This window comes from Amycolatopsis sp. AA4, from assembly GCF_002796545.1.
Lineage (GTDB): Bacteria > Actinomycetota > Actinomycetes > Mycobacteriales > Pseudonocardiaceae > Amycolatopsis.
On sequence record NZ_CP024894.1, the window covers coordinates 3322547 to 3342696 of the forward strand.

The 20150-nt window shown below is 71.8% G+C and carries 19 protein-coding genes; 12 read left to right on the forward strand and 7 right to left on the reverse strand.

Annotation, left to right across the window (positions count from 1 at the left end):
* Nucleotides 1-5 precede the first annotated feature (5 nt).
* Nucleotides 6-2390: a molybdopterin oxidoreductase family protein gene (locus tag CU254_RS15795; protein WP_037713785.1), complete on the reverse strand. Its 2385-nt coding sequence runs from the start codon at nucleotides 2388-2390 to the stop codon at nucleotides 6-8.
* A 125-nt stretch (nucleotides 2391-2515) separates the two neighbouring features.
* On the opposite strand from CU254_RS15795, the gene CU254_RS15800 reads away from it, so the two are divergent.
* From CU254_RS15800 to CU254_RS15810, 4 genes are all read left to right on the forward strand, one after another.
* Nucleotides 2516-2965, forward strand: coding sequence for a hypothetical protein (locus tag CU254_RS15800; protein ID WP_050788195.1), 450 nt, complete (start codon nucleotides 2516-2518; stop codon nucleotides 2963-2965).
* A gap of 72 nt (nucleotides 2966-3037) precedes the next feature.
* Nucleotides 3038-3214, forward strand: coding sequence for a hypothetical protein (locus CU254_RS43050; protein ID WP_158688037.1), 177 nt, complete (start codon nucleotides 3038-3040; stop codon nucleotides 3212-3214).
* A 60-nt stretch (nucleotides 3215-3274) separates the two neighbouring features.
* Nucleotides 3275-4207, forward strand: a complete 933-nt coding sequence (locus tag CU254_RS15805) for a glycosyltransferase (protein ID WP_009077334.1) — start codon at nucleotides 3275-3277, stop codon at nucleotides 4205-4207.
* Nucleotides 4207-5418 (forward strand): glycosyltransferase, encoded by a 1212-nt coding sequence (locus CU254_RS15810; protein ID WP_037713787.1) that lies wholly within the window; start codon nucleotides 4207-4209, stop codon nucleotides 5416-5418. The genes CU254_RS15805 and CU254_RS15810 overlap by 1 nt, the downstream gene beginning before the upstream one ends.
* 64 nt (nucleotides 5419-5482) lie before the next feature.
* Here CU254_RS15810 and CU254_RS15815 read toward each other — a convergent pair whose 3' ends face one another.
* Genes CU254_RS15815 through CU254_RS15825 form a run of 3 tightly spaced genes read right to left on the reverse strand, consistent with a single transcriptional unit; the run spans nucleotide 5483 to nucleotide 8096 of the window.
* On the reverse strand, nucleotides 5483-6373 hold the full coding sequence (locus CU254_RS15815) for a glycosyltransferase family 2 protein (protein ID WP_100266801.1): 891 nt from the start codon (nucleotides 6371-6373) through the stop codon (nucleotides 5483-5485).
* 2 nt (nucleotides 6374-6375) lie between these two features.
* The gene (locus CU254_RS15820; protein WP_009077340.1) at nucleotides 6376-7230 is read right to left on the reverse strand and encodes a glycosyltransferase family 2 protein; all 855 of its coding nucleotides are present in this window, start codon (nucleotides 7228-7230) and stop codon (nucleotides 6376-6378) included.
* Nucleotides 7227-8096 carry a polysaccharide pyruvyl transferase family protein gene (locus CU254_RS15825; RefSeq protein WP_009077338.1) on the reverse strand — a complete coding sequence of 290 codons (870 nt, stop codon included), beginning with the start codon at nucleotides 8094-8096 and terminating at the stop codon, nucleotides 7227-7229. Before CU254_RS15825 ends, CU254_RS15820 begins: the two co-directional genes overlap by 4 nt.
* Before the next feature lie 62 nt (nucleotides 8097-8158).
* On the opposite strand from CU254_RS15825, the gene CU254_RS15830 reads away from it, so the two are divergent.
* The 8 genes from CU254_RS15830 (at nucleotide 8159) to CU254_RS15865 (ending at nucleotide 16509) form a co-directional block, all read left to right on the forward strand.
* Nucleotides 8159-9103, forward strand: coding sequence for an NAD-dependent epimerase/dehydratase family protein (locus CU254_RS15830; protein ID WP_009077337.1), 945 nt, complete (start codon nucleotides 8159-8161; stop codon nucleotides 9101-9103).
* A 257-nt stretch (nucleotides 9104-9360) separates the two neighbouring features.
* Nucleotides 9361-10995, forward strand: coding sequence for a carbamoyltransferase C-terminal domain-containing protein (locus CU254_RS15835; RefSeq protein WP_009077342.1), 1635 nt, complete (start codon nucleotides 9361-9363; stop codon nucleotides 10993-10995).
* A 20-nt stretch (nucleotides 10996-11015) separates the two neighbouring features.
* Nucleotides 11016-11576 carry an SIS domain-containing protein gene (locus CU254_RS15840; RefSeq protein ID WP_009077343.1) on the forward strand — a complete coding sequence of 187 codons (561 nt, stop codon included), beginning with the start codon at nucleotides 11016-11018 and terminating at the stop codon, nucleotides 11574-11576.
* On the forward strand, nucleotides 11573-12946 hold the full coding sequence (locus CU254_RS15845; RefSeq protein ID WP_009077345.1) for a PfkB family carbohydrate kinase: 1374 nt from the start codon (nucleotides 11573-11575) through the stop codon (nucleotides 12944-12946). The genes CU254_RS15840 and CU254_RS15845 overlap by 4 nt, the downstream gene beginning before the upstream one ends.
* A 17-nt stretch (nucleotides 12947-12963) precedes the next feature.
* Nucleotides 12964-13650, forward strand: a complete 687-nt coding sequence (locus tag CU254_RS15850) for an SDR family oxidoreductase (RefSeq protein WP_037713794.1) — start codon at nucleotides 12964-12966, stop codon at nucleotides 13648-13650.
* Between the two features lie 28 nt (nucleotides 13651-13678).
* Complete coding sequence (locus CU254_RS15855) at nucleotides 13679-14617, forward strand: glycosyltransferase family 9 protein (RefSeq protein WP_009077349.1); 939 nt, start codon at nucleotides 13679-13681, stop codon at nucleotides 14615-14617.
* Nucleotides 14610-16046 carry a UDP-glucose/GDP-mannose dehydrogenase family protein gene (locus CU254_RS15860; protein ID WP_009077350.1) on the forward strand — a complete coding sequence of 479 codons (1437 nt, stop codon included), beginning with the start codon at nucleotides 14610-14612 and terminating at the stop codon, nucleotides 16044-16046. Before CU254_RS15855 ends, CU254_RS15860 begins: the two co-directional genes overlap by 8 nt.
* Entirely contained in the window at nucleotides 15970-16509 is a 540-nt protein-coding gene (locus CU254_RS15865; RefSeq protein ID WP_234392872.1) for a flavodoxin family protein, read from the forward strand. Before CU254_RS15860 ends, CU254_RS15865 begins: the two co-directional genes overlap by 77 nt.
* A gap of 38 nt (nucleotides 16510-16547) precedes the next feature.
* On the opposite strand, the gene CU254_RS15870 is transcribed toward CU254_RS15865, so the two are convergent.
* Genes CU254_RS15870 through CU254_RS15880 form a run of 3 tightly spaced genes read right to left on the reverse strand, consistent with a single transcriptional unit; the run spans nucleotide 16548 to nucleotide 20073 of the window.
* On the reverse strand, nucleotides 16548-17597 hold the full coding sequence (locus tag CU254_RS15870) for an NAD-dependent epimerase/dehydratase family protein (protein ID WP_009077353.1): 1050 nt from the start codon (nucleotides 17595-17597) through the stop codon (nucleotides 16548-16550).
* 32 nt (nucleotides 17598-17629) lie between these two features.
* Nucleotides 17630-18706, reverse strand: a complete 1077-nt coding sequence (locus CU254_RS15875) for an aromatic acid exporter family protein (RefSeq protein WP_009077355.1) — start codon at nucleotides 18704-18706, stop codon at nucleotides 17630-17632.
* Nucleotides 18703-20073 (reverse strand): aldehyde dehydrogenase, encoded by a 1371-nt coding sequence (locus tag CU254_RS15880; protein ID WP_009077357.1) that lies wholly within the window; start codon nucleotides 20071-20073, stop codon nucleotides 18703-18705. Before CU254_RS15880 ends, CU254_RS15875 begins: the two co-directional genes overlap by 4 nt.
* Nucleotides 20074-20150 lie beyond the last annotated feature (77 nt).

The following is a 20150-nucleotide window of genomic DNA, read 5'->3' on the forward strand; positions in this document are numbered from 1 at the left end:
CGGGGTTACTCGACGAGCTGTTCGGACACCGCCCGGTTGCCCAGCGCGACGGGCTTCTTCGCGATCCCGTCGGAGACCTTGCGCAGCGCCGCGGCGGCTGTCTTGAACAGCGGCTGCTTCGACGCCGGATCCCAGTCCGTGATGGTCAGCTCGTTGGCCGCGCGGACGCCGTCCGCACCGGTCGGGTCGGCGGTGTCCCAGTAGCCGTAGTGGAAGGGCAGGAACAGCACCCCCTCGCGGATCCCGCACGGGCGCGCTTGAGCGCGGACGCGCCCGCGCGGGGTGCGGATCTCGATCAGGTCGCCCTCGGCGATCCCGGCTCGTTCGGCGTCCTGGCCGGACAGTTCGACCCAAACCTCCGGGGCGGCCGTTTCCAGCTGCGGCGCGCGGCCGGTCTTCGTGCGGGTGTGGAAGTGGTACAGCGTCCGCCCGGTGATCAGCGCGAACGGGTACTCGGCGCTGGGCGGTTCGGTCGGCACCAGGTACTCGGCGCCCTTCAGCATGGCTTTGCCGTCCGGGTTGTACTCGCGGTATTCCTCCGGCTTGACCGGCTCGCCGGTGTTCAGGTCCTTGCCGTATTCCTCGCAATAGTCCGGATCGGCGAAGAACTTCCCGTCGGCGTAAAGGCGTTCGGTGCCGTCCGGATGCGCTTCGTCGACTGGCCACTGGACTCCGCTGACCACCCGGAGCTTCTCATAGGACAGTCCACTGTAGTCGCAAGGGCGTCCGGCGGAAGCCTTTTGCCAAGCCGCGTAGGCGGATTCGGCGTCGTGCCATGGCGGGAAGGCGGCGCCGTCGCGGTCGCGGAGATCCATCCGGCGCGCGTAATCGAGGAAAATGTCGAGGTCCGGCCGCGCTTGTCCGGGCGGGTCGACTGCCTTCTCGGACAGATGCACGGTGCGGTCGGCGTTCGTGAAGGTCCCGGTTTTCTCGCCCCACATCGCCGCGGGCAGGACCACGTCGGCGAATTCCGCGGTCTCGGTGCGGAACGCGTCCTGCACGACGAGGAACAGGCGGTCCTGGCCCAGAATCTTCCGGACCCGCGCGAGTTCGGGCAGCGACACCGCCGGGTTGGTCGCGGAAATCCACCAGAACCGCAGGTCGCCGCTCTCGGCGAGGTCGAGCATCTTCATCAGGTGGGTCGGCGGGCCGTCGTGCGGGATCTGCTCCGCCGGCACGTTCCACAGCTCCGCGAGCTGGGCCACGTGCGCGTCGTTGTTCCAGTTCCGGAACCCGGTGAGATCGCCGTCGGCCCCGCATTCGCGGGTGTTCTCGGCGGTCGGCTGGCCGTTCATCTGCAGCACGCCGCAGCCGGGTTTGCCCAGCATTCCGCGCAGCAGCACGAGATTGTTCACCTGCACGGCGGCGGCGGTCGCCTGGTGCGATTGGTAGAAGCCTTGCAGCACGGTGCACAGCAGCCGATCCGTCGTCCCGACCAGCCTCGCGGCCGCCCGGATCTCGTCGGCCGGGACCCCGCAGATCGACGCCGCGCGCTCGGGCGGGTAATCGCGGACGATCTTGACGAGATCGTCGTAACCGACGGTATGCCGGTCGACCCAGGCGTCGTCACACCAGCCGTGGCGGACGACCTCGTGCAGGATCCCGTTCAGCAGAGCGACGTTCGTCCCGGGCAGCGGGGCCAGATGCAGCTCCGCGGCTTCCGCGACCGGAGTCTTCCGAGGATCGACGCACAGCAGCCGCGGAGGTTGCGGACCGGCGAGCCGGTCGAGGATGCGAGACCACAGCACCGGCTGGGTCGCGGCGACGTTGTGCCCGAACAGCGCGATGACGTCGGCGTGGTCGAGGTCGGTGTAGGAGGACGGCTGGCCGTCGCAGCCGAAGCTTTCCTTCAGCGATTCGCCCGCGGTCGCGGTGCACAGCCGGGTGTTGCCGTCGAGGTGGTTCGTGCCGAGGCCGCCGCGCGCGATCGCGGCCAGCGTGTAGTACTCCTCGGCGAAAAGCTGTCCGCTGGTGTAGAAACCGAGCGACCCGGGACCGTCGGTGTCGAGCAATTCGCGGCTGCGCTGGACGATCCGGTCCATCGCTTCGTCCCAAGTGGACTCACGGAGCACGCCATGGTCGCGCACCAGCGGCGTGCGCAGCCGGTCCGGCGCGTTGTTGGCCTGCCAGCCGAAGAGGTCTTTCGGGTCGAGCCGTCCGCGGTTGACGCGATCGTCGGCCCTTCCCCGGACGCCCGCGATGCGGCCGTCCTTCACCGCGATGTCCAGCCCGTCGCCGTTCGAGTGCAGGACAGCGGCCGAACGGACCCAGCGGTCGACCTCGCCCACCTCCAAGCCGTCCGCGAGATGGCAGTCCACGCGCACGGGCCAGTCCTCGCCCGGACCGTACGGTGTACGCGTGCCCCATGGTTCGGCGATCCCGTCCCGCACCTTGTCTCCGTTCTCTCGGCCCGACCCGCGCGGGTACCCCGGCAGGCGACGGCCAAACTCGGGGTTTCGCGCCGGACCCCCCGGGTACGCCGCCGGGAGGAGCCGCGCGAAGGAGGTCCTGGCAGATGACTGAGCGGATGCTCGTGGTCCTGGACGAAGGCGCCAGCGACGAGGCCCCGCCGGGCTGGCGGCAGGCGGCTCCGGAGCACCGGATCGTGGCTTGCCCGCCGGATCGGGCCCCGGCGCTGCTCGAGCAGGCCGCCGAGGCCAAGCCGCTGGCCGACGTCGTGGCGGGCGGCCAGCTGGTGCCGGTCGCGTTGCGGCTGGCCGAACAGCACCCGGACGCGGTGCGCTCAGTGCTGCTCGTCGGGCCTGACCCGGAGGGCGACGGGCGCGCGTCCCGCGAGTGGTTCGCCGCGTACGGCAACCGCGTCGCCTCGGCCCGCGAGGCCGGGGTCGAGGTCGAGGTGCTTCCGCACGGCCCGGCGGGTGCTCCGCTGAGCGAACCGCGGGTGGCCGCGGCGGTGGCGGCGACGCTGGACCGGCTTCCCGCGGTGCGCCGCCCGGACTGGTGACTCGAGGCGGAGCGAACGGGTTCCTCGTGCGCACGGGCGTCGAGGACGGCTCAAAACCGTGTTGGAGGCGGCATGACCGACGAACGACATTCGGAGCAGAAGGCGGCGAATCCGCGCCGTACGCGGGTGGACGAAGACGAAGGACGCCCGCCCCGGCGGCCGGACCCGCAGAGTCCCCTCGAGGACGAGGAAGGGCGGTCGAAGCGGGGGCATCCCCAGTCGGGCGACAATTTCCGCGGCGAAAGCTGACCGGGATACCCCGCACGAGGCCTGGTTTAACGTCGATTCCGCGCGGATAAGCCAAGGCCCATGAAGATCTTGCTCTGGCACGTCCACGGGTCGTGGACCGACGCGTTCGTGCGCGGCCGGCACGAGTATTTCGTCCCGGCGGGCCCCGAGGGCGCTCCGTGGGGGCTGGGCCGGGCGGGACGGGACTGGCCTTCGGTGACCGAGGTCCCCGTCGACCGGCTCGCGGACGCCGAGCCGGACGTGGTCGTGCTGCAGCGGCCGGAGGAGGCCGCGTTCGTCCGGCCGCAGCTGGGTTCGCGGGTGCCGATGGTGTACGTCGAGCACAACGCGCCCCGGCACGGCGCCGCGGTCTCGCAGCATCCGATGGCCGGACAGGACGCGGTGCCGATCGTGCACGTCACCTCGTACAACGCGCTGATGTGGGACAACGGGCTCGCCCCGGTGGTCGTCATCCCGCACGGCATCCCGGACCCGGGCGAGCGCTACACCGGCGAACTGCCCGCGGGCGCGGCGATGATCAACGAACCGCGCCGCCGCGCCCGCGTCACCGGGGCCGATCTGCTGCCCGCGTTCCGCGAGATCGCGCCGGTGAACGTGTTCGGCATGGGCACCGACGGCCTGCCCGGCGGGCAGGGCGACGTGCGTCCGCCCCGGCTGCACGACGAACTCGCCCGGCACCGCGTGTACCTGCACACCGCGCGCTGGACGTCGCTCGGCCTGTCGCTGCTGGAAGCGATGCATCTGGGGATGCCGATCGTCGCGGTGGCCTCCACGGAGGCTCCTTCGGCGGTGCCCCCGGACGCCGGGGTGTGCTCCGCCGACATCGAAGTGCTCGCGCGGCGGTTTCGCGAGCTGGTGCACGAACCCGATTTCGCCGTGCTGGCCGGGAAAGCGGCCCGCGAACACGCACTGGCGCACTTCGGTCTCGACGCGTTTCTGACCCGGTGGGACCGCCTGCTCGCCGAAACCGTCCCCGTTGCGGAAGGAGTCTGATGAGGATCTCGATGGTGTCCGAGCACGCCAGCCCGCTCGCCGCGCTGGGGGAGGAGGACTCGGGCGGGCAGAACGTCCACGTCGCCGACCTTTCCGCGGCGCTTGTGCGCGGCGGCCATGAGGTGACGGTGTACACGCGACGGGACGACCCGGACGCTCCCGCCGCGGTGGAGACCCCGGCGGGCTACCGCGTGGTGCACGTTCCGGCCGGTCCCGCGCGCCGGTTGCCGAAGGACGAGCTTTTGCCGCACATGGGCGAATTCGGCAGCTGGCTGCGCGACCGGTGGACGGAGGAGCCGCCGGACGTGGCGCACGCGCACTTCTGGATGTCCGGCATCGCGACGGTCTTGGCCGCGCGGGAGGCCAAGGTGCCGGCGGTGCAGACGTTTCACGCGCTCGGCGTGGTGAAACGGCGGCACCAGGGCGACGCCGACACGAGCCCGCCGGAGCGGGCGCGGCTGGAGCGGATGGTCGGCAAGCAGGTCGACCGGATCGTCGCGACGTGCTCGGACGAGGTCTTCGAACTGGCCCGGCAAGGGGTGCCGCGGCAGCGGATTTCGGTGGTGCCGTGCGGGGTCGACCTGGACCGGTTCGGCGTCGGCGGCCCGGTGGTGCCGAAGACCGCGCCCAAGCGGCTGGTTTCGGTCGGGAGGCTGGTGCCGCGCAAGGGATTCGACCTGGCCATCGCCGCGTTGCCGCGAGTGCCGGAGACGGAGCTGGTCATCGCGGGCGGACCGGCGTCCGGCGCGCTCGCCCAGGATCCGGAGGCACAGCGGCTGCGCCGCTTGGCGGAGCGGCTGGGGGTGGCCGACCGGGTGCGGCTGGCAGGTCAGGTGAGCCGGGCTGAGATGCCAGCTCTGCTGCGTTCGGCGGACGCGGTGCTGTGCACGCCGTGGTACGAACCGTTCGGGATCGTCCCGCTGGAAGCGATGGCGTGCGGGGTGCCGGTCGTGGCGGCCGCGGTCGGCGGTTTGACGGACACGGTGGTCGACGGGATCACCGGCCGCCTGGTGCCGCCCCGGGACCCGGCCCGGCTGGCGGCCCGCCTGCGGGCTTTGCTGGACGAGCCGGCCGAGCTGGAGGCACTGGGGACGGCGGGCCAGGAACGGGTCCGGGCACGGTACTCGTGGGACCGGATCGCGGCGGAGACCGTCCGGGCCTACGAGAAGGCGATGCCGGCAGGGGAGTCTGGGCTGGCCGCGGCACGGTAGGTGTTTTGTCCGTGAGGGGAACCCTGAGGGACTCAGAGTCCCTCAGGGTTCCCCTCACGGACGGCTATCCGGTGTAGCTGCGCGCGGCCGACTTCCGCTGCGGTTCTTCCAGCAGTCGCAGCCCGTGCTCCACTTCGGCCGGGACGACGGCCCGTTCCCGCAGCACCCACGGAAGCCCGCGCAGGCACTCGGCCACCGCGGCGATCGTCGTCCGGTCTCGGGGTGCGGAGGCGAGTACCGCGGCTCCCCGGCGGAGCACCGAGCGCCACGGACGGCGCAACATCAAGGTCCACAAGGTATTCCGGATCCCCAACCCTCGCCGTCGCCGCGGATCGCGGAGTTTCGACGGTGCGTGGTGGATCACGACGTCCTCCCGCCAGCACATCCGCCAGCCCCGCGCGGCGAGGTCGAGCGCGAGCAGTTCTTCCTCCCCGCCGAGCCACATGCGCGGCGAGAAGCCGCCCACGTCGCGGAAAGCGCGCACGCGGAACATCGTCAATCCGGCCATCACGCCGAGCAGCGCGGGGCCGGGCAGCCACTCCGGGCCGGGAACCGGCGAAAACCGCATCTCCGGCGTGATCGGGTCTTCCCACAAGTCCGGTTCGACCAGGCAGCGGCCGGTCACCGAGCCGAGGCCGGGGTGGGCGTCGAGCACGTCGGCGGCGCGGGTGAGGGAGCCTGGCTGCCAGGTGGTGTCGTCGTCGCAGAACGCCACGTACGGCGTCGTCACCTCGCGGACCGCGATGTTGCGGCCGACCGCACCGAGGTTCTGGTCGAGCCGAATCAGCCGCAGCGAGGGGAAATCGCGGGCGACCAGGTCGGCGGTGCCGTCGGAGGACGCGTTGTCCACCACCAGGATCGGCGGCCGCTCCGGCAGCGCGACCAGGTGCTTGAGCGTTTCCCGCAGCTGGTCGCGGCGGTTGTGCGTGATGACCACAACGGACGTCCGGTCCATGCTCATCCCTCCGTCAGCCGGGCTTGTCGTTCGATCGCGGCGGGCAGCACCCGGCGGTGAGCCAGCGCGCGCGGCAGCCGGACCGCGGCGGCGGCCAGTGCGGCGAGCAGACCTGGGTTCCGACGCGCGTGGGTGAGCAGCCGCCGCAGCTGGGTCGCGCAGACGTCGGCTGGTCGTCGCTGCCAGCTGATGAGCAGTTGGTTCCGCGCTTCGGCTCGCTGTCGCCAGCCCGGCGAGGGGCGCGCGGAAGACGGGTGATGGTGGGCCACGACGTCTTCCGCGTAGCAGAGTTGCCAGCCCGCGGCGGCGAGATCGTAGGAGAGCAGCTGTTCCTCGGCTCCGAAGTGGAGCATCGGGCTGAATCCGCCGACCTGCAGGAACGCCGACCTGCGCACGATCGCGGAGCAGGCGAGGAACCCCAGCACGAGCGGGCCGGGCGCGTCCGGCGGAGTCCCCAATGGACTGTGGGCGAGGGCTGGCGTGATGGGGTCTTCGCGCTGGTGCGGGCCGACCAGGGTCCGGCCGGTGAGGAGGCCGAGCCGCGGGTGCGCGTCGAAGAGGTTTTCGGCGCGGCGCAGGGCGTCGGAGGCCCACCAGGAGTCGTCGTCGCTGAACGCGACATACGGCGTCTGAGCAGCGATGACGCCTTGGTTGCGCGCCGCAGCACCGTGATTGTGCGGGCTTCGGATCACCCGCACCTGCTCGAAGGAGGCCGCGACCTTCGCCGTGTCATCGGCAGAACCGTTGTCCAGGACGATTACGGGCGGCTTGGGGTCCATTGTGGACAGTTCACTGAGAGTGCGGGCCAGTTCGCCGGCCCGATTGCGGGTGGCCACGACGACGGTTGTCCGGTTCACGGCATTCCCTTGAGCGCGCCGACGAGTTCGGCGAGCGGTCCCGGGAACGGGTGTTCCGCGGCGGCCCGGGCGCGGGCTTCGGCGGAGCAGCACCAGTCGAACCACTTGTCGAGGTCGGCGCGGGCGGCGTCCGCGGGCAGGACGGCGGGCCAGCGCAGCGCGTGTGCCTGGGCGGTCACTTTGCCGCCGTGCGCGACGGGGTCGACGGCGAGCACCGGGATCCCCGCTTTGAGGCCGAGCGCGAGGCCGTGCAGCCGGGTGCTGACCAGCACGTCCATCCGGGACAGCGTGCTCACGAACTGGTCCGGGGTCGCGCAATGCCGCCAGTCGTCGGTGGCGAGGCGGGTGTCGAGCGGGACGCGGCCGCAGTCGAGGTCGCGCAGCCATTCGGCGAGGGTCGCGTGCACCGTGTCGTGGCGTCGGTCCGCGCCGTATTCGGGCTGGTCCGGCGCGAGCAGCACGCCGACTACCGGCGGTGCTTCGAGCCAGGCCGCCAGCGAGAGGTCCGCGGCGCAGGCGTCGCCGTCGTCGCGGGGGAGGACCAGGTCGAATCCGGTGACCGCCGGGTCGGCTGGATCGGGCACGGACACGCCGATCGCCAGCCGTCGGCAGTGCGCGTAACGCTGGTGCAACTCGCGCAGTTGCGTGCCGCGCAACGGTCCGCAGGCGAAGACGACGTGGGTGAACGCGTCCGGCTCGGCTTCGGCCAGGTGCGGGCCTTCGGGGCGGAACGCGGGGCTCCACACCGTCAGGTGGTCGACCCCGGCTTGAGTGAGGACGTCGCTCACCGCGCGCAAACTCAGCACGTCGCCCGCGGTGGCCTCGCCGCGGGCGAAACTCGCCCAGCCGGTCAGGAGTACTCGCATGCCCGGCGGTTACCCGTGAGTCGCGGTGGTTAACGCGGCGTGGCAAGGGTATCCCGCGCGACATGGCTTTCTCCCACGCGGTAGTCACCGGCGGAGCCGGATTCGTAGGCGCGCGGCTGTGCGCGAAACTGCTCGAAGAGGGCGCGAGAGTGACCGCAGTGGACAACCTCGCGACGGCCCGCCCCGGCGCGCTCGACGCCGTCGCCCGACATCCGCGGTTCCGGTTGCTGGAGCACGACGTGACCAGGCCGATCCCGGTCCCGGGGGCGGTCGACGTGGTGTTCCACCTGGCCTCGCCAGCGTCTCCCCGGGACTATTACCGGCTGCCGCTCGAGACGCTGCGCGTGGGTTCGGCCGGCACCGAGAACGCCCTCGCCGCGGCGCGCGGGGCACGGTTCGTTCTCGCGTCCACCAGCGAGGTGTACGGCGACCCGCTGCAGCATCCGCAGCGCGAAACCTATTGGGGCAACGTGAATCCGATCGGGCCGCGCAGTGTGTACGACGAGGCCAAACGCTATGCCGAGGCGTTGACCAGCGCGATGCGCCGGGAGAAGGGCGCGGACACCGGGATCGCGCGGATCTTCAACACCTACGGCCCCGGCATGCGAGCCGACGACGGGCGGATGGTGCCGTCCTTCATCACCAAGGCGCTCGCGGGGGAACCGCTGACCGTCGAAGGCAGCGGACGGCAGACGCGCTCGTTGTGTTATGTGGACGACACCGTCGACGGTTTGCTCGCGTTGGCGCGGTCGGGCTACCCCGGACCGGTGAATATCGGCAACCCGCATGAGCTTTCGGTGCGCGAGATCGCGGAACGGGTGATCGCGATTACCCAGTCGTCCTCGCGGATCGTGCATGTCGAGGCAGCGGTGGACGATCCGCGGCGGCGGTGCCCGGACATTTCGCTGGCCCGGCAAGTGCTCGGCTGGTCCCCGCGGGTCGCTGCGGGGGAGGGGTTGCGGCGGACGGTGGACTGGTTCGCGGCGCGGCAGGTCGCGGCTGCGTGAGACGGTGGTGGTGTCGGGGGAACGGCGACGTGCTCCCGCCTTCGCCGGGCGTCTTCTCCGATGATGCATGTCGACGCCGCGGTGCGAGCATTTCGCTGGCTCGGCAGGTCGCGGCCGCTTGAAACCGGGGTGTCGCTTCGGTGAGTAGCGACGTCCTGGGCTTTTCCGGCTGCTTCGTTTATCCCCGACTTCGCCGGGTAGTGCTTCCGGGACGGCGGGCCACCGGGGTCCGCCCGGCGGGGAGAGGGGATGAGCGGGTGCGCTTCCTGGGAATCAACGCGGTGTTCCACGACCCCGCCGCCGCGCTGGTCGTCGACGGCCGGATCGTCGCGGCGGCCGAGGAAGAGCGGTTCAGCCGGCGCAAGCACGGCAAGCAGGCGGTGCCGTTCTCGGCGTGGGAACAGCCGGGGCAGGCCGCGCGCTGGTGCCTCGAGCGGGCCGGGCTCACCGCGGCGGACCTCGACGCGGTGGGGTTTTCCTACGATCCGGACCTGGTCGAACCCGGCCTCGCCGGACACGATCCCAGCGGCGAGGAATTGCGGACTGAATTCGCCCGCCGCGCCCCGAAATTCCTCGCCAGCGAACTGCCCGGATTGGACCAGCGGAAGGCCCGGTTCGTCCGGCACCACGTCGCGCACGCCGCGTCGGCCGCGCTGGCCGGGCCGCCGGGCGACACCGCGGTGCTGGTCGCGGACGGACGCGGCGAAAGCACGTCGTACCTGGCCGGCGAGTATCGCGACGGACGGTTCAAAGAGCTTGCCGCGCAAAAGCTTCCGCACTCGCTCGGTCTGTGCTACGAGGATCTTACCGAACATTTGGGCTTCGCGCGGTCGAGCGACGAGTACAAAGTGATGGCGCTGGCGTCCTACGGCGGACCGGTGCATCTCGATTATCTCCGCGAGCGCGTCTACGTGACCGGCGATGGAGGATTTCGCACTGAGCTGATCGACTGGTCCGCTCTCGCGCCGCGCTGTGCGCCGGGCGAGGAACCGACGCGGCGGCACGCGGATCTCGCGTCCAGTGTCCAGCATGTCCTGGAAGAAGTGCTCCTCGACCTCGCCCGCTGGCTGCACGACCAGACCGGGCACCGGAGGTTGACCCTGGCCGGCGGCATCGCGCTCAACTGCGTGGCCAACACCCGGCTGCACGCGGAAAGCCCGTTCGAATCCGTCTGGATCCAGCCCGCCGCCGGAGACGCCGGGACCGCGCTCGGAGCCGCGCTTCAGCTGGCGGCCGACGCGGGCGAGCGGATCGAACCGATGTCCGGCGCCGCGCTCGGTCGCGAGTGGACCGACGCCGAGCTGGAAGCCATTCTGCAGAAGGCGAAACTGGACTACGAACGACCGGACGACGTCTCGGACGCGGTGGCGGACGCACTGGCTGACGACCAGATCGTGGCCTGGTTCCAAGGCCGCGCCGAGTTCGGCCCGCGTGCGCTCGGGCACCGGTCGCTGCTCGCGCACCCCGGTCGCGCCGGGAATCTGGAGCGGCTCAACGACGTGAAGGGCCGCGAGCAATTCCGCCCGGTGGCCCCGATGGTGCTCGCCGACCGCGCGGAGGAGATCTTCTCGCGCGGCCCGTTTCCCAGTCCCTACATGCTTTTCGTGCACGACGTCGCCGACGAGTGGCGCGAGCGGCTGCCCGCGGTGACCCATGTGGACGGTACCGCCCGGGTGCAAACCGTCGACCCGACAGACGATCCGCGAACCGCGCGCGTGCTTTCCGGATTCGCGCACCGGACCGGGCTTCCGGTCGTCGTCAATACCAGCCTGAACACCGCGGGGCGGCCGATGGTCGATTCTCCGCGCGACGCGTTGGAGTGTTTCGGTTCGGCTCCGGTGGATGTTCTGGCGTTAGGTCCGTTCGTGGTCCGGCGTCACCGGAACCGCTGACTTTCTGAGGAGGTGCCGTCATGGCAGACCACTTCGCCGACTTGTGCTCGGCCGCGCAACGATTGCGTTTCGCCACGCCGCGCATTGCCGCGTGGGGAACCCATCTGGCCAGTGTTTTCGAAGACGGCGGGCGGTTGCTCGCGTGCGGCAACGGCGGGAGCGCCGCCGAAGCGCAGCACCTGACCGGCGAGCTGGTCGGCCGGTTCCGCCGCGAACGCCGTCCCCTGTCGGCAATCGCGCTGCACGCCGACACCTCGGCGCTGACCGCGATCGGCAACGACTACGACGAAGCGGAGTTGTTCGCCCGCCAGGTCCGCGCCCACGGACGGCCCGGCGACGTGCTCGTCTGCCTGTCGACCAGCGGCACCAGCCAAAACGTCGTCGCGGCGGCGAAAGCGGCGCAGGAAATCGGCGTGACCACCTGGGCGTTCACCGGACCGGCGCCGAACCCGCTCGCCGCGTTGTGCGACGACGCGGTGGCGGTCGACGCGCCGAGCACGGCCACCGTGCAGGAACTGCATCTGGCGCTGGTGCACGCGTTGTGCGAAGCCTTGGACGACGCGCTCGGGGTGCCCGCGTGAAGCCGCTGGTGGTGGTCGGCGACGTATTCCTCGACGTGGATGCCGAGGGCGTCGCGGAACGGCTCTGCCCGGACGCGCCCGTCCCGGTCGTCGACGTGACCCGCCGGTGGCTGCGCGCTGGCGGAGCAGGTCTCGCCGCCGTGCTGGCAGCCCGGTCGACCGCTGAGGTGGTTCTCGTGACCGCACTCGGCGACGATCGTTCCGCCCGCACGCTCGCCGGGCTGCTCGAACCGGAAGTGACGCTGGTGCCGGTCCCGCTGGAGGGCCGCACCGTGTCGAAGACGCGGATCCGCGCGGCGGGGCAATCGTTGGTGCGCTTGGATTCCGGCGAAGGCGTCGCGTCCGCGGACGGCCTGCCGGACCGTGCCGAGCGCGCGTTGCGCGGTGCCGGGGCGATCCTGGTGTCCGACTACGGCCGGGGCATGACGCGGAACCAGCGGCTGCGGGAAGTGCTGACCGAGCTGGCGGACGAGATCCCGGTGGTGTGGGACCCGCATCCGCGCGGGACCGAGCCGGTGCCGGGAACGCGGCTGGTCACGCCGAACGCCAGCGAGGCCACCGCAGTGGTTCCGGACGCGCTCGAGATGCCGGGTCTGCTGCGTGAACGCTGGAGCGCGGACGCGGTCGCCGTGACTATCGGTTCCCGAGGCGCCTTGGTGGCTGACGGTAAGTCAGTGCGCCGGATTTCGGTGCCGGAAGGTGCGCAAGTCAGCGGCAGCGCCACGGATACTTGCGGCGCGGGCGATCGGTTCGCGGCGGCTGCGGCAGCTGGCTTGCTCGACGGTGCTCCGATTGCGGACGCAGTGCGCGTTGCGGTCGAGGCGGCAGCGCGGTTTGTCGCCGCGGGCGGGGCCAGTGCACTGTCCATTGAGGAAGACCGCGCCGCTGAGTCCAGTGTGGACACTCCGGATTTCTCGGCCGGAAACGCTTTCGCGGTAGCGGAACGGGTCCGCGCGGCCGGTGGACGGCTCGTCGCGACCGGGGGTTGTTTCGACCTTCTGCACCCCGGCCACGTCAGCCTGCTGCGCCAGGCGCGCGCTCTCGGCGACGCCCTGGTGGTGTGCGTGAACTCGGACAGTTCCGTCCGCCGGCTGAAAGGCCCGGGACGTCCGCTGTTGTCCGCGCCGGACCGGGCACGCCTGCTGACCGCACTGTCCGTGGTGGACGCGGTGGCGGTCTTCGACGAATCGTCCCCGGTCGCGATCCTGGAACGGCTGCGGCCGGACGTCTGGGTCAAGGGCGGCGATTACGCCGAGGCGGAGCTGCCCGAACGGGCGGTGGTCGAACGGCACGGCGGCGAGGTCGTGCTGGTGCCGACCCTGCCCGGCTATTCGACGACGAGGCTGGTCGCCGCCGCGGCCGGCCAGTGAATCTTCGAGGGAGTCTGATGCGTTCTCTTGGCAACGTCCTGATCACCGGCGGCGCGTCCGGTCTCGGCGCCGCGACCGTCGAGGCGGTCCGCGCGGAGGGCGGCACCCCCTGGGTGCTGGACCGTGCCGAACCCGCCGACGGAGTGGAATTCGTGCAGGTCGACCTCGCGGACTCCGGCGCGGCCGAGGCAGCCGTCCGCGAGGTGGCCGAAAGAGCGGGCGGTCTCGACGGCGTGGTGACCGCGGCGGGGATCGACGCGTGCGGTCCGCTCGGCGAGGTCCCGGCGAAGGACTGGGAGCGAGTCGTGCACGTGAACCTCCTCGGCACGGTCGCCGTGGTGCGCGCCGCGCTGCCGTACCTGGAGCAGTCGCACGGCCGGATCGTCACGGTGTCCTCGACGCTCGGCATCAAGGCCGTCAGCGACGCGACCGCATACTGCGCGTCGAAATTCGGCGTGGTCGGCTTCACGCGCGCGCTGGCCGCGGAGCTGGCGGGCCGCGTCGGCGTGACGCTGCTCGTCCCGGGCGGGATGTGGACCCGCTTCTTCGACGACCGGACGGAGCAGTACCGCCCGCCCGCGGACGCGAAGCTGAACCGGCCGGAACATGTCGCCGGAACGATCGCGTTCGCGCTCGGCCAGCCGCCGGACGCGGAGGTGCGGGAACTGGTCGTGTGCGCTTCGGAGGAGGGGTCGTGGCCGTGAGCCGCCGAATCGCGGAGGAGGCCCGGCCATGAGCATCCTGGCTCTGCGCGCCCTGGGCATCGGCGACCTGCTCACCGCGGTCCCCGCCCTGCGCGGCCTGCGCCAGGCTCATCCGGAAGAACGGCTGGTGCTCGCCGCGCCCGCCTGGCTCCGGGACCTGGTCGAACTGGTCGACGCGGTGGACGAACTGCTGCCCACCCCCGGGCTCGGCGTCCTGCGCTGGCCGGGTCCGCCGCCGCGGCTGGCGGTGAACCTGCACGGCAACGGCCCGGAGAGCATCCGCGACCTGATGGCCGTCCTGCCGGGCACGCTGCTCACCCACCGCAACCGGGCCGTCCCGGAGATCCCGGGCCTGGACTGGACGCCGGGCCTCCACGAGGTCGACCGCTGGTGCCGGCTGGTCGAGTACGGCCAGTGCCCAGCCGACCGGCGCGACCTGCGGATTTCCCCGCCGCCCGGGCCGAGTCCGGCGCCGGGGGCCGTCGTCGTGCATCCGGGCGCGGCGTTTCCCGCCCGGCGCTGGCCGCCGGAGCGGTTCGCGGAGGTGGCGCGCGAGCTGGCCGCGGCCGGACATCGCGTGGTATTCACCGGATCGGCGGCCGAGCGCGGGCTGGCGGAGGAGGTCGCGCGCCGGGTCGGGCTGGGCGCGGACGCGGTGCTCGCCGGACAGACCGGGCTGGCCGAACTGGCCGCGCTCGTCGCGGAAGCGGCGCTCGTGGTGTGCGGCGACACCGGCGTCGGGCACCTCGCGACCGCTTTCGGCACGCCGTCCGTCCTGCTCTTCGGTCCGACGCCGCCCCGCTGCTGGGGTCCGCCGCCGGACGTTCCGCAGCACGTCGTGCTGTGGGTCGGCGACGTCGGCGATCCGCACGGCGCCGAACCGGACGCCGGATTGCTGTTGCTGAGCACGGATCGCGTGCTGGCGGCGGCGCAATCGGTGCTGCGGGAGGGGGTGTCGCATGGCTGAGCGGATCGGCGTCCTCGGTGCGGGCTACGTCGGGCTCACGACGGCGGCCTGCTTCGCCGCGATGGGCCATCAAGTGTCCACTGTAGACATCGACGAGGCCAAGGTTTCCCGGCTCCGGAACGGGGAAGTCGACCTCGCCGAACCGGGGCTGCCGGAATTGGTCTCCGAAGGGCTCCGAGAGGGCACGCTGGCCTTCTCCGGGGATTTCGCCGCCGTCGCCGGGTCGACGATCGTGTTCCTGTGCCTGCCGACCCCGCCGGGCGAAGACGGCGCCCCGGACCTGCGCGCGCTGCGCAGCGCCCTCGGCGACCTTGGCCGCGTGCTCGCGCCGGGCACGATCGTGGTGACGAAATCGACCGTGCCGGTCGGGACCGCGCAACGGATTCCCGACTGCCTCGGCCGCGCGGACCTTCCGGTGGTCAGCAATCCGGAATTCCTGCGCGAAGGCCATGTCGTGCACGATTTCCGGTGCCCGGACCGCGTGGTCGTCGGCGCTGATCCGCCGGATTCGCCCGCCGCGGACCGGGTCGCGCTCCTCTACGCGCCGACCGAAGCCAGGGTGGTGCGCACGAGCAGCGCGAGCGCCGAGCTGGCCAAATACGCCAGCAACGGCTTCCTCGCGGTGAAGGCGTCGTACGCCAACACCCTGGCCGAACTGTGCGAACAGTGCGGTGCGGATGTCCGCGACGTCGCCGCGGTGATGGGCCTCGACCCGCGGATCGGCCCGCACTTCCTGGCCCCCGGACCCGGCTGGGGCGGGTCGTGCCTGCCGAAGGACGCGAGCGCGCTGTTGCGGGCAGCGGATTCGGCGGGCGTCGAGTTCGGCCTGCTGCGCGACGCGGTGCGGGTGAACGCCCGGCAGCGCACGCGCATGGTCCGCGCGATCCGGACGGCCGCGACCGGTCGGCCGGACGGTCCGCTCGACGGCGTCCGCGTCGGCGTTCTGGGCCTGGCGTTCAAAGCGGGCACCGGCGACGTCCGCGATTCCCCGGCGGTCGCCGTCGCGGCCGAACTGGTCCGGCAGGGCGCCGAGGTCACCGCCTACGACCCGGCTGTCCAGTCCGAAATGGACGGTGCGACCGTCGTGGACGACCCCTATCTGGTCGCGAAAGACGCGGCCGCGCTGGCCGTTCTCACCGAATGGCCGGAGTTCCGCGACCTCGACTGGTGCCGGCTCGCCGAAGCGGCGGACCGGCCGGTCGTGGTCGACACCCGCAATGTGCTCGATCCGACCGTGCTCGCCGAGGCCGGGTTCGCCCGGATCGGCGTCGGCACCCCTGTGGAGGTTCCTGATGCGTGTTCTCGCCCTCGGCTGCACCCTCAAGCGCTCGCCGGACCGCTCCAGCAGCGACCTGATCGCCCGGCAGCTGCTCGACCTGTTCGCGGAACGGGGGGTGACCGGCGAACTGGTCCGGGTGGCCGACCATGACGTGCGCCCCGGCATCGAGACCGACATGGGCGACGGCGACGAATGGCCGGAAATCCGGCGCAAGGTCAACGCCGCGGACATCGTGCTGATCTCGACGCCGACCTGGGTCGGGCACATGTCGAGCATCGCGCAGCGGGTCGTGGAACGGCTGAACGCCGAACAGTCCGAGACCGACGACGAGGGCCGCCCGGGCATGTTCGGCAAGGTCGGCGTCGTCGCGGTGGTCGGCAACGAGGACGGCGCGCACAAGATCACCGCGGATCTTTTCCAGTCCCTCAACGACATCGGCTTCACCATCCCGGCCCAGGGCGGCACGTACTGGAACGGGGAAGCCATGCAGGGCGGCGACTACCAGGACTTGGACGAGACGCCCGAGGCGGTCGCGTCGACCAACGCGACGCTGGTGCGGAACGCGGTGCACCTGGCGGAGTTGCTGGGGAAACAGCAGTACCCGGCTTCGTGACCCCTGCTGGCCGGGCTGCCCGAGGAGCAGCCCGGCCCTTACGGCCGTTGCCCGACCCCCGTAGCGATCTCGTGCCCGCGATGCTCGTCCGGAGCCAACGGCGGGGTGCCTCCGCCTTTCCCCTGCCGCAACCCGTGCAGAAACTCCTGGACGGTCGCCTCCGCGGACCACGTCGGCTGCCACTCCAACTCGGACCGCGCCCGTGCGGTATCCATCACCGGCAGCCGCAGCACCGTGTCGAAAAGCCCCGGCGTCGCGGGCACCAGATGCATTCGCCAGGCCGCGGCGAGCGCGGGCTTGACCAAACCGGCCGGGACCGGCACCCGCCGCGCGCGCAGCAGCCGGGCCAGCAGCCGAGGGTCTACCACCGGTTCCGTCGCGATGTTGAACGCCCCGGAGACCGGCCGCAGGACGCAGCGGCGGATGGCGTCGGCGAGATCGTCGGCGTGCACGACCTGGAACCGCAGGCCCGGGATGTCCGGCACGATCGGCACGAGGCCCGGCCGGAGCAGGCTGCCCGGCACGAACGGTCCGGCGAACAACCGCCGTTGCTCGGTCGACGCCGTGCGCTGGAAGACGAACCCGGGCCGCACCCGCACCACCCGGATCTCCGGATGCGTCCGTTCGAAGGAGTCCAGAAGCCGCTCTACGTAAGCCTTTTCGCGCGGATACGCCGCACCTGGCCAGCCGTGCGTCGGATAGTCCTCGGTGACCGGGCGGTCGTCGGAAGCGGGGGAGTAGGCCCCGACCGAGGAGGCCACCACCAGCGTCGACACCCCTGCCGCGGCCGCGGCCTCGAACACCCGGAGCGAGCCGCGGACGTTCGCCTCCCAGGTGAGGTCCGGGCGATGGGTCGGCTGGAACAGCCACGCCAGATGGACCACCGTGTCGGCGTCGCGCAGCACGGGAGTCAGCTCGTCGTGCGCGACGTCGACGCCGACGTACTCCGTCTTCGGCGGCGGAATGCCCGCCGGACGCCGTTCGAGGCCGGTGATCGCCTCGACCTCGGGGTCGGCCGCCAGCGCGCGCACTGTCGCGGTGCCGATGTTGCCGGTCGCGCCGGTCACCGCGATCCGTCGGGAAGTCATCGGGCCCGGGTACCCGCCGGAGTCGCGGTCAATCAGTGCTGGTCCAGCTGCCGCAACAGCCGCCGGACCGGCAACGCCATCGCGCCGAGCCCGAGCGTCGCGGTCACGCCGTCGTCCGACGACACCAGCCGGTCCTCGACCTGGCCCACCAGCGAACGGCAGCGCTCCAGATCGACGTCGCGACCCGGAACCGCGGCATCCCGCACCGCGGAGGCGAGTTCCCGCAACAGGTCGGCGAGCGCCTCGCGGGCCTTCGGCCACGGATAGACGAACGGCTCGCGCCCCTCCGACGTCGTACGCACTGCCTCGACCAGCTGCTCGACCGGCGGCCACAACGCACCCAGCGTCCGCAGCGAGTACTCGTGCCGCTCTCCGGAATGCCGGCTTCGCTTGCGCAGGTTGAGAAACCGGCCTTCCCGGGTGAGCCCGGAAGCGTCCTCGGCCGCCCGCGCGAGACTGCGCACGTCGCTGATCTTGCCGAGCCATTCGTCCAGATTCTCCGGCGGCTCGTCGGCCCGCACCAGCTCGGCGGTGTCCTCCAGCAGCCCGGCGAGCGCGGACGCGAGCCGATCGGCCGCGGCGGCGACGCGTTCGCCGTACAGCGGAGGGAAGATCAGCACGTTGACCGCCAGCCCGATCGCGGCGCCGAGCGCGGTTTCCAGCAGCCGGTCGCCGAGCAGTTCCGAACTGCGTGCGGTCCCGTAGGTGACCAGCAGCATCCCGGTCACCCCGACCCACACGCCGGAACCGCCGAGCCGCCGCCACGAGCCGATCAGCAACCCGACGAAGACCACGATGGCCAGCGTGACCGTCTGCTCGGACACCACCTGCGACACGCCGGCCGCGAGCAGCACGCCGAGCGTGACCGCGCCGACCTGCTGCGCCCACCCGAGCAGGCTCCGGTACACGGTGGCTTCCACCAGGAAAACCGCCGCGTACGGCGCGAGGAACGGCTGGGACAGCCCGATCACCTTCGTGGCGAGCAGCCAGGCCGCGACGGCGGCGACGGTCGCCTTGGCGGTCTGCAGCGCGGTGCGTCGCTCGCTGCCGGGCACGCGGATCGCGCGAGCCGCCCAGCCCAGCGGCGTGCGATCGAGTCTGGGCGTCACGCGCGTACGGGCGCGCCCAGGTGGACGAGCTTGGTCTGGGTCATCTCGTCGAGCAGTTCGGGACCGTATCCGTAGCCGGATCCGCTGCCGCGCCGCGGCTGGGCCGCCCCGCCCGGCGCGCCGCCGAACACGGCGTTCACCTTGACCGTTCCGACTGCCAGCTCCCGCCACGCGTGCTGCGCGTGTTCCATCGACGCGGTAAGCACGGTCGCCGCGAGCCCGTAATCGTCGTTCGCGGCCTCGGCCAGCCCGTGTTCGAAGGAATCCACCACGCACAACGGCGCGACCGGTCCGAAGGTTTCCTCGCGCATCACGCGCATCTGGCTGGTGCATCCGGTGAGGACCGTCGCGGGGTAATGCGCGCCTGGCCCGGGCGGGATCTCGCCCCCGGTGCGGATCGCGGCCCCCAGCGATACGGCGTTCTCCACGTGCGAATGTACGTGATCGCGGTGCCTCGGGTCGACCAGCGGAGCGAGCTTCTTCTCCCGGGCGATTTCGACAAGTGCTTCGGTGAACGCCTCGGCTAGCGCGCGGTGCACGTAAATCCGTTCCACCGCGACGCAAATCTGCCCGGAGTTCGCGAACGCGCCGAGCGCGGCCTGCTCCGCCGCCCAGCGCGGGTCCACGTCCTCGTCCACCACGAGCGGGTCGTTGCCGCCGTTCTCCAGGAGCGCCTTCGCTCCGGTCGCGGCCGCGCTCGCGGCGATCGACCGGCCGGTGGCGGTGCTGCCGACGTGCGCGAGGACGTCCACATCGCTCCGCGCGGCCAGCACCGCGCCGATCCGGCCGTCGCCGTGCACGGTCTGCAGCACCCCCTCGGGAAAGACTCCGGCCAAGACCTCGCCGAACAGCGTTCCGGTGTGCGGACACCGTTCGCTCGGCTTGTGCACCACGGTGTTTCCGGTGACGACGGCCGCGCCGATGAGCCCGCACGAGACAGCGACCGGGTCGTTCCACGGCGTCAGCGCGACCACCACCCCGCGCGGTTCCGGGACCATCAGATCGGTGGCCGCGAAATCCCCGAGCAGGCTGCGGCCGCGATGCACCGGGCCCAGTTCGGAGTACTGGTCGAGGGTCCCGGCTCCGGCGAGCACCCCGGCCTTGGCCTCCTCGAGCGGACGGCCGGTTTCGCGCCGGTTGATCTCGGCCAGGTCGTCGGCGTGCGCGCGCAGCCGGTCCGCGGCGGCACGCAGGGCCGCGCCGCGCTCGGCGGCCGGGGTCCGGCCCCAGCCCGGCTGCGCCCGGTGCGCGAGGCCGAGCGCGGCGTCGAGTTCGTCCGGGCTGGCCATCGGGACCGCGCCGACCGGGCTCCCGTCGGCCGGGTCGGTGATCGCGAGCGTGGCGGCCCGGTCGTCGAGCGTGGTCATCGCACCTCCTGGTAAGTCGGTCGCGCTGCGGGTACCCCGGCGTACGTGCTGTCATGCGTTCCGTTTGCCTGCGCGGA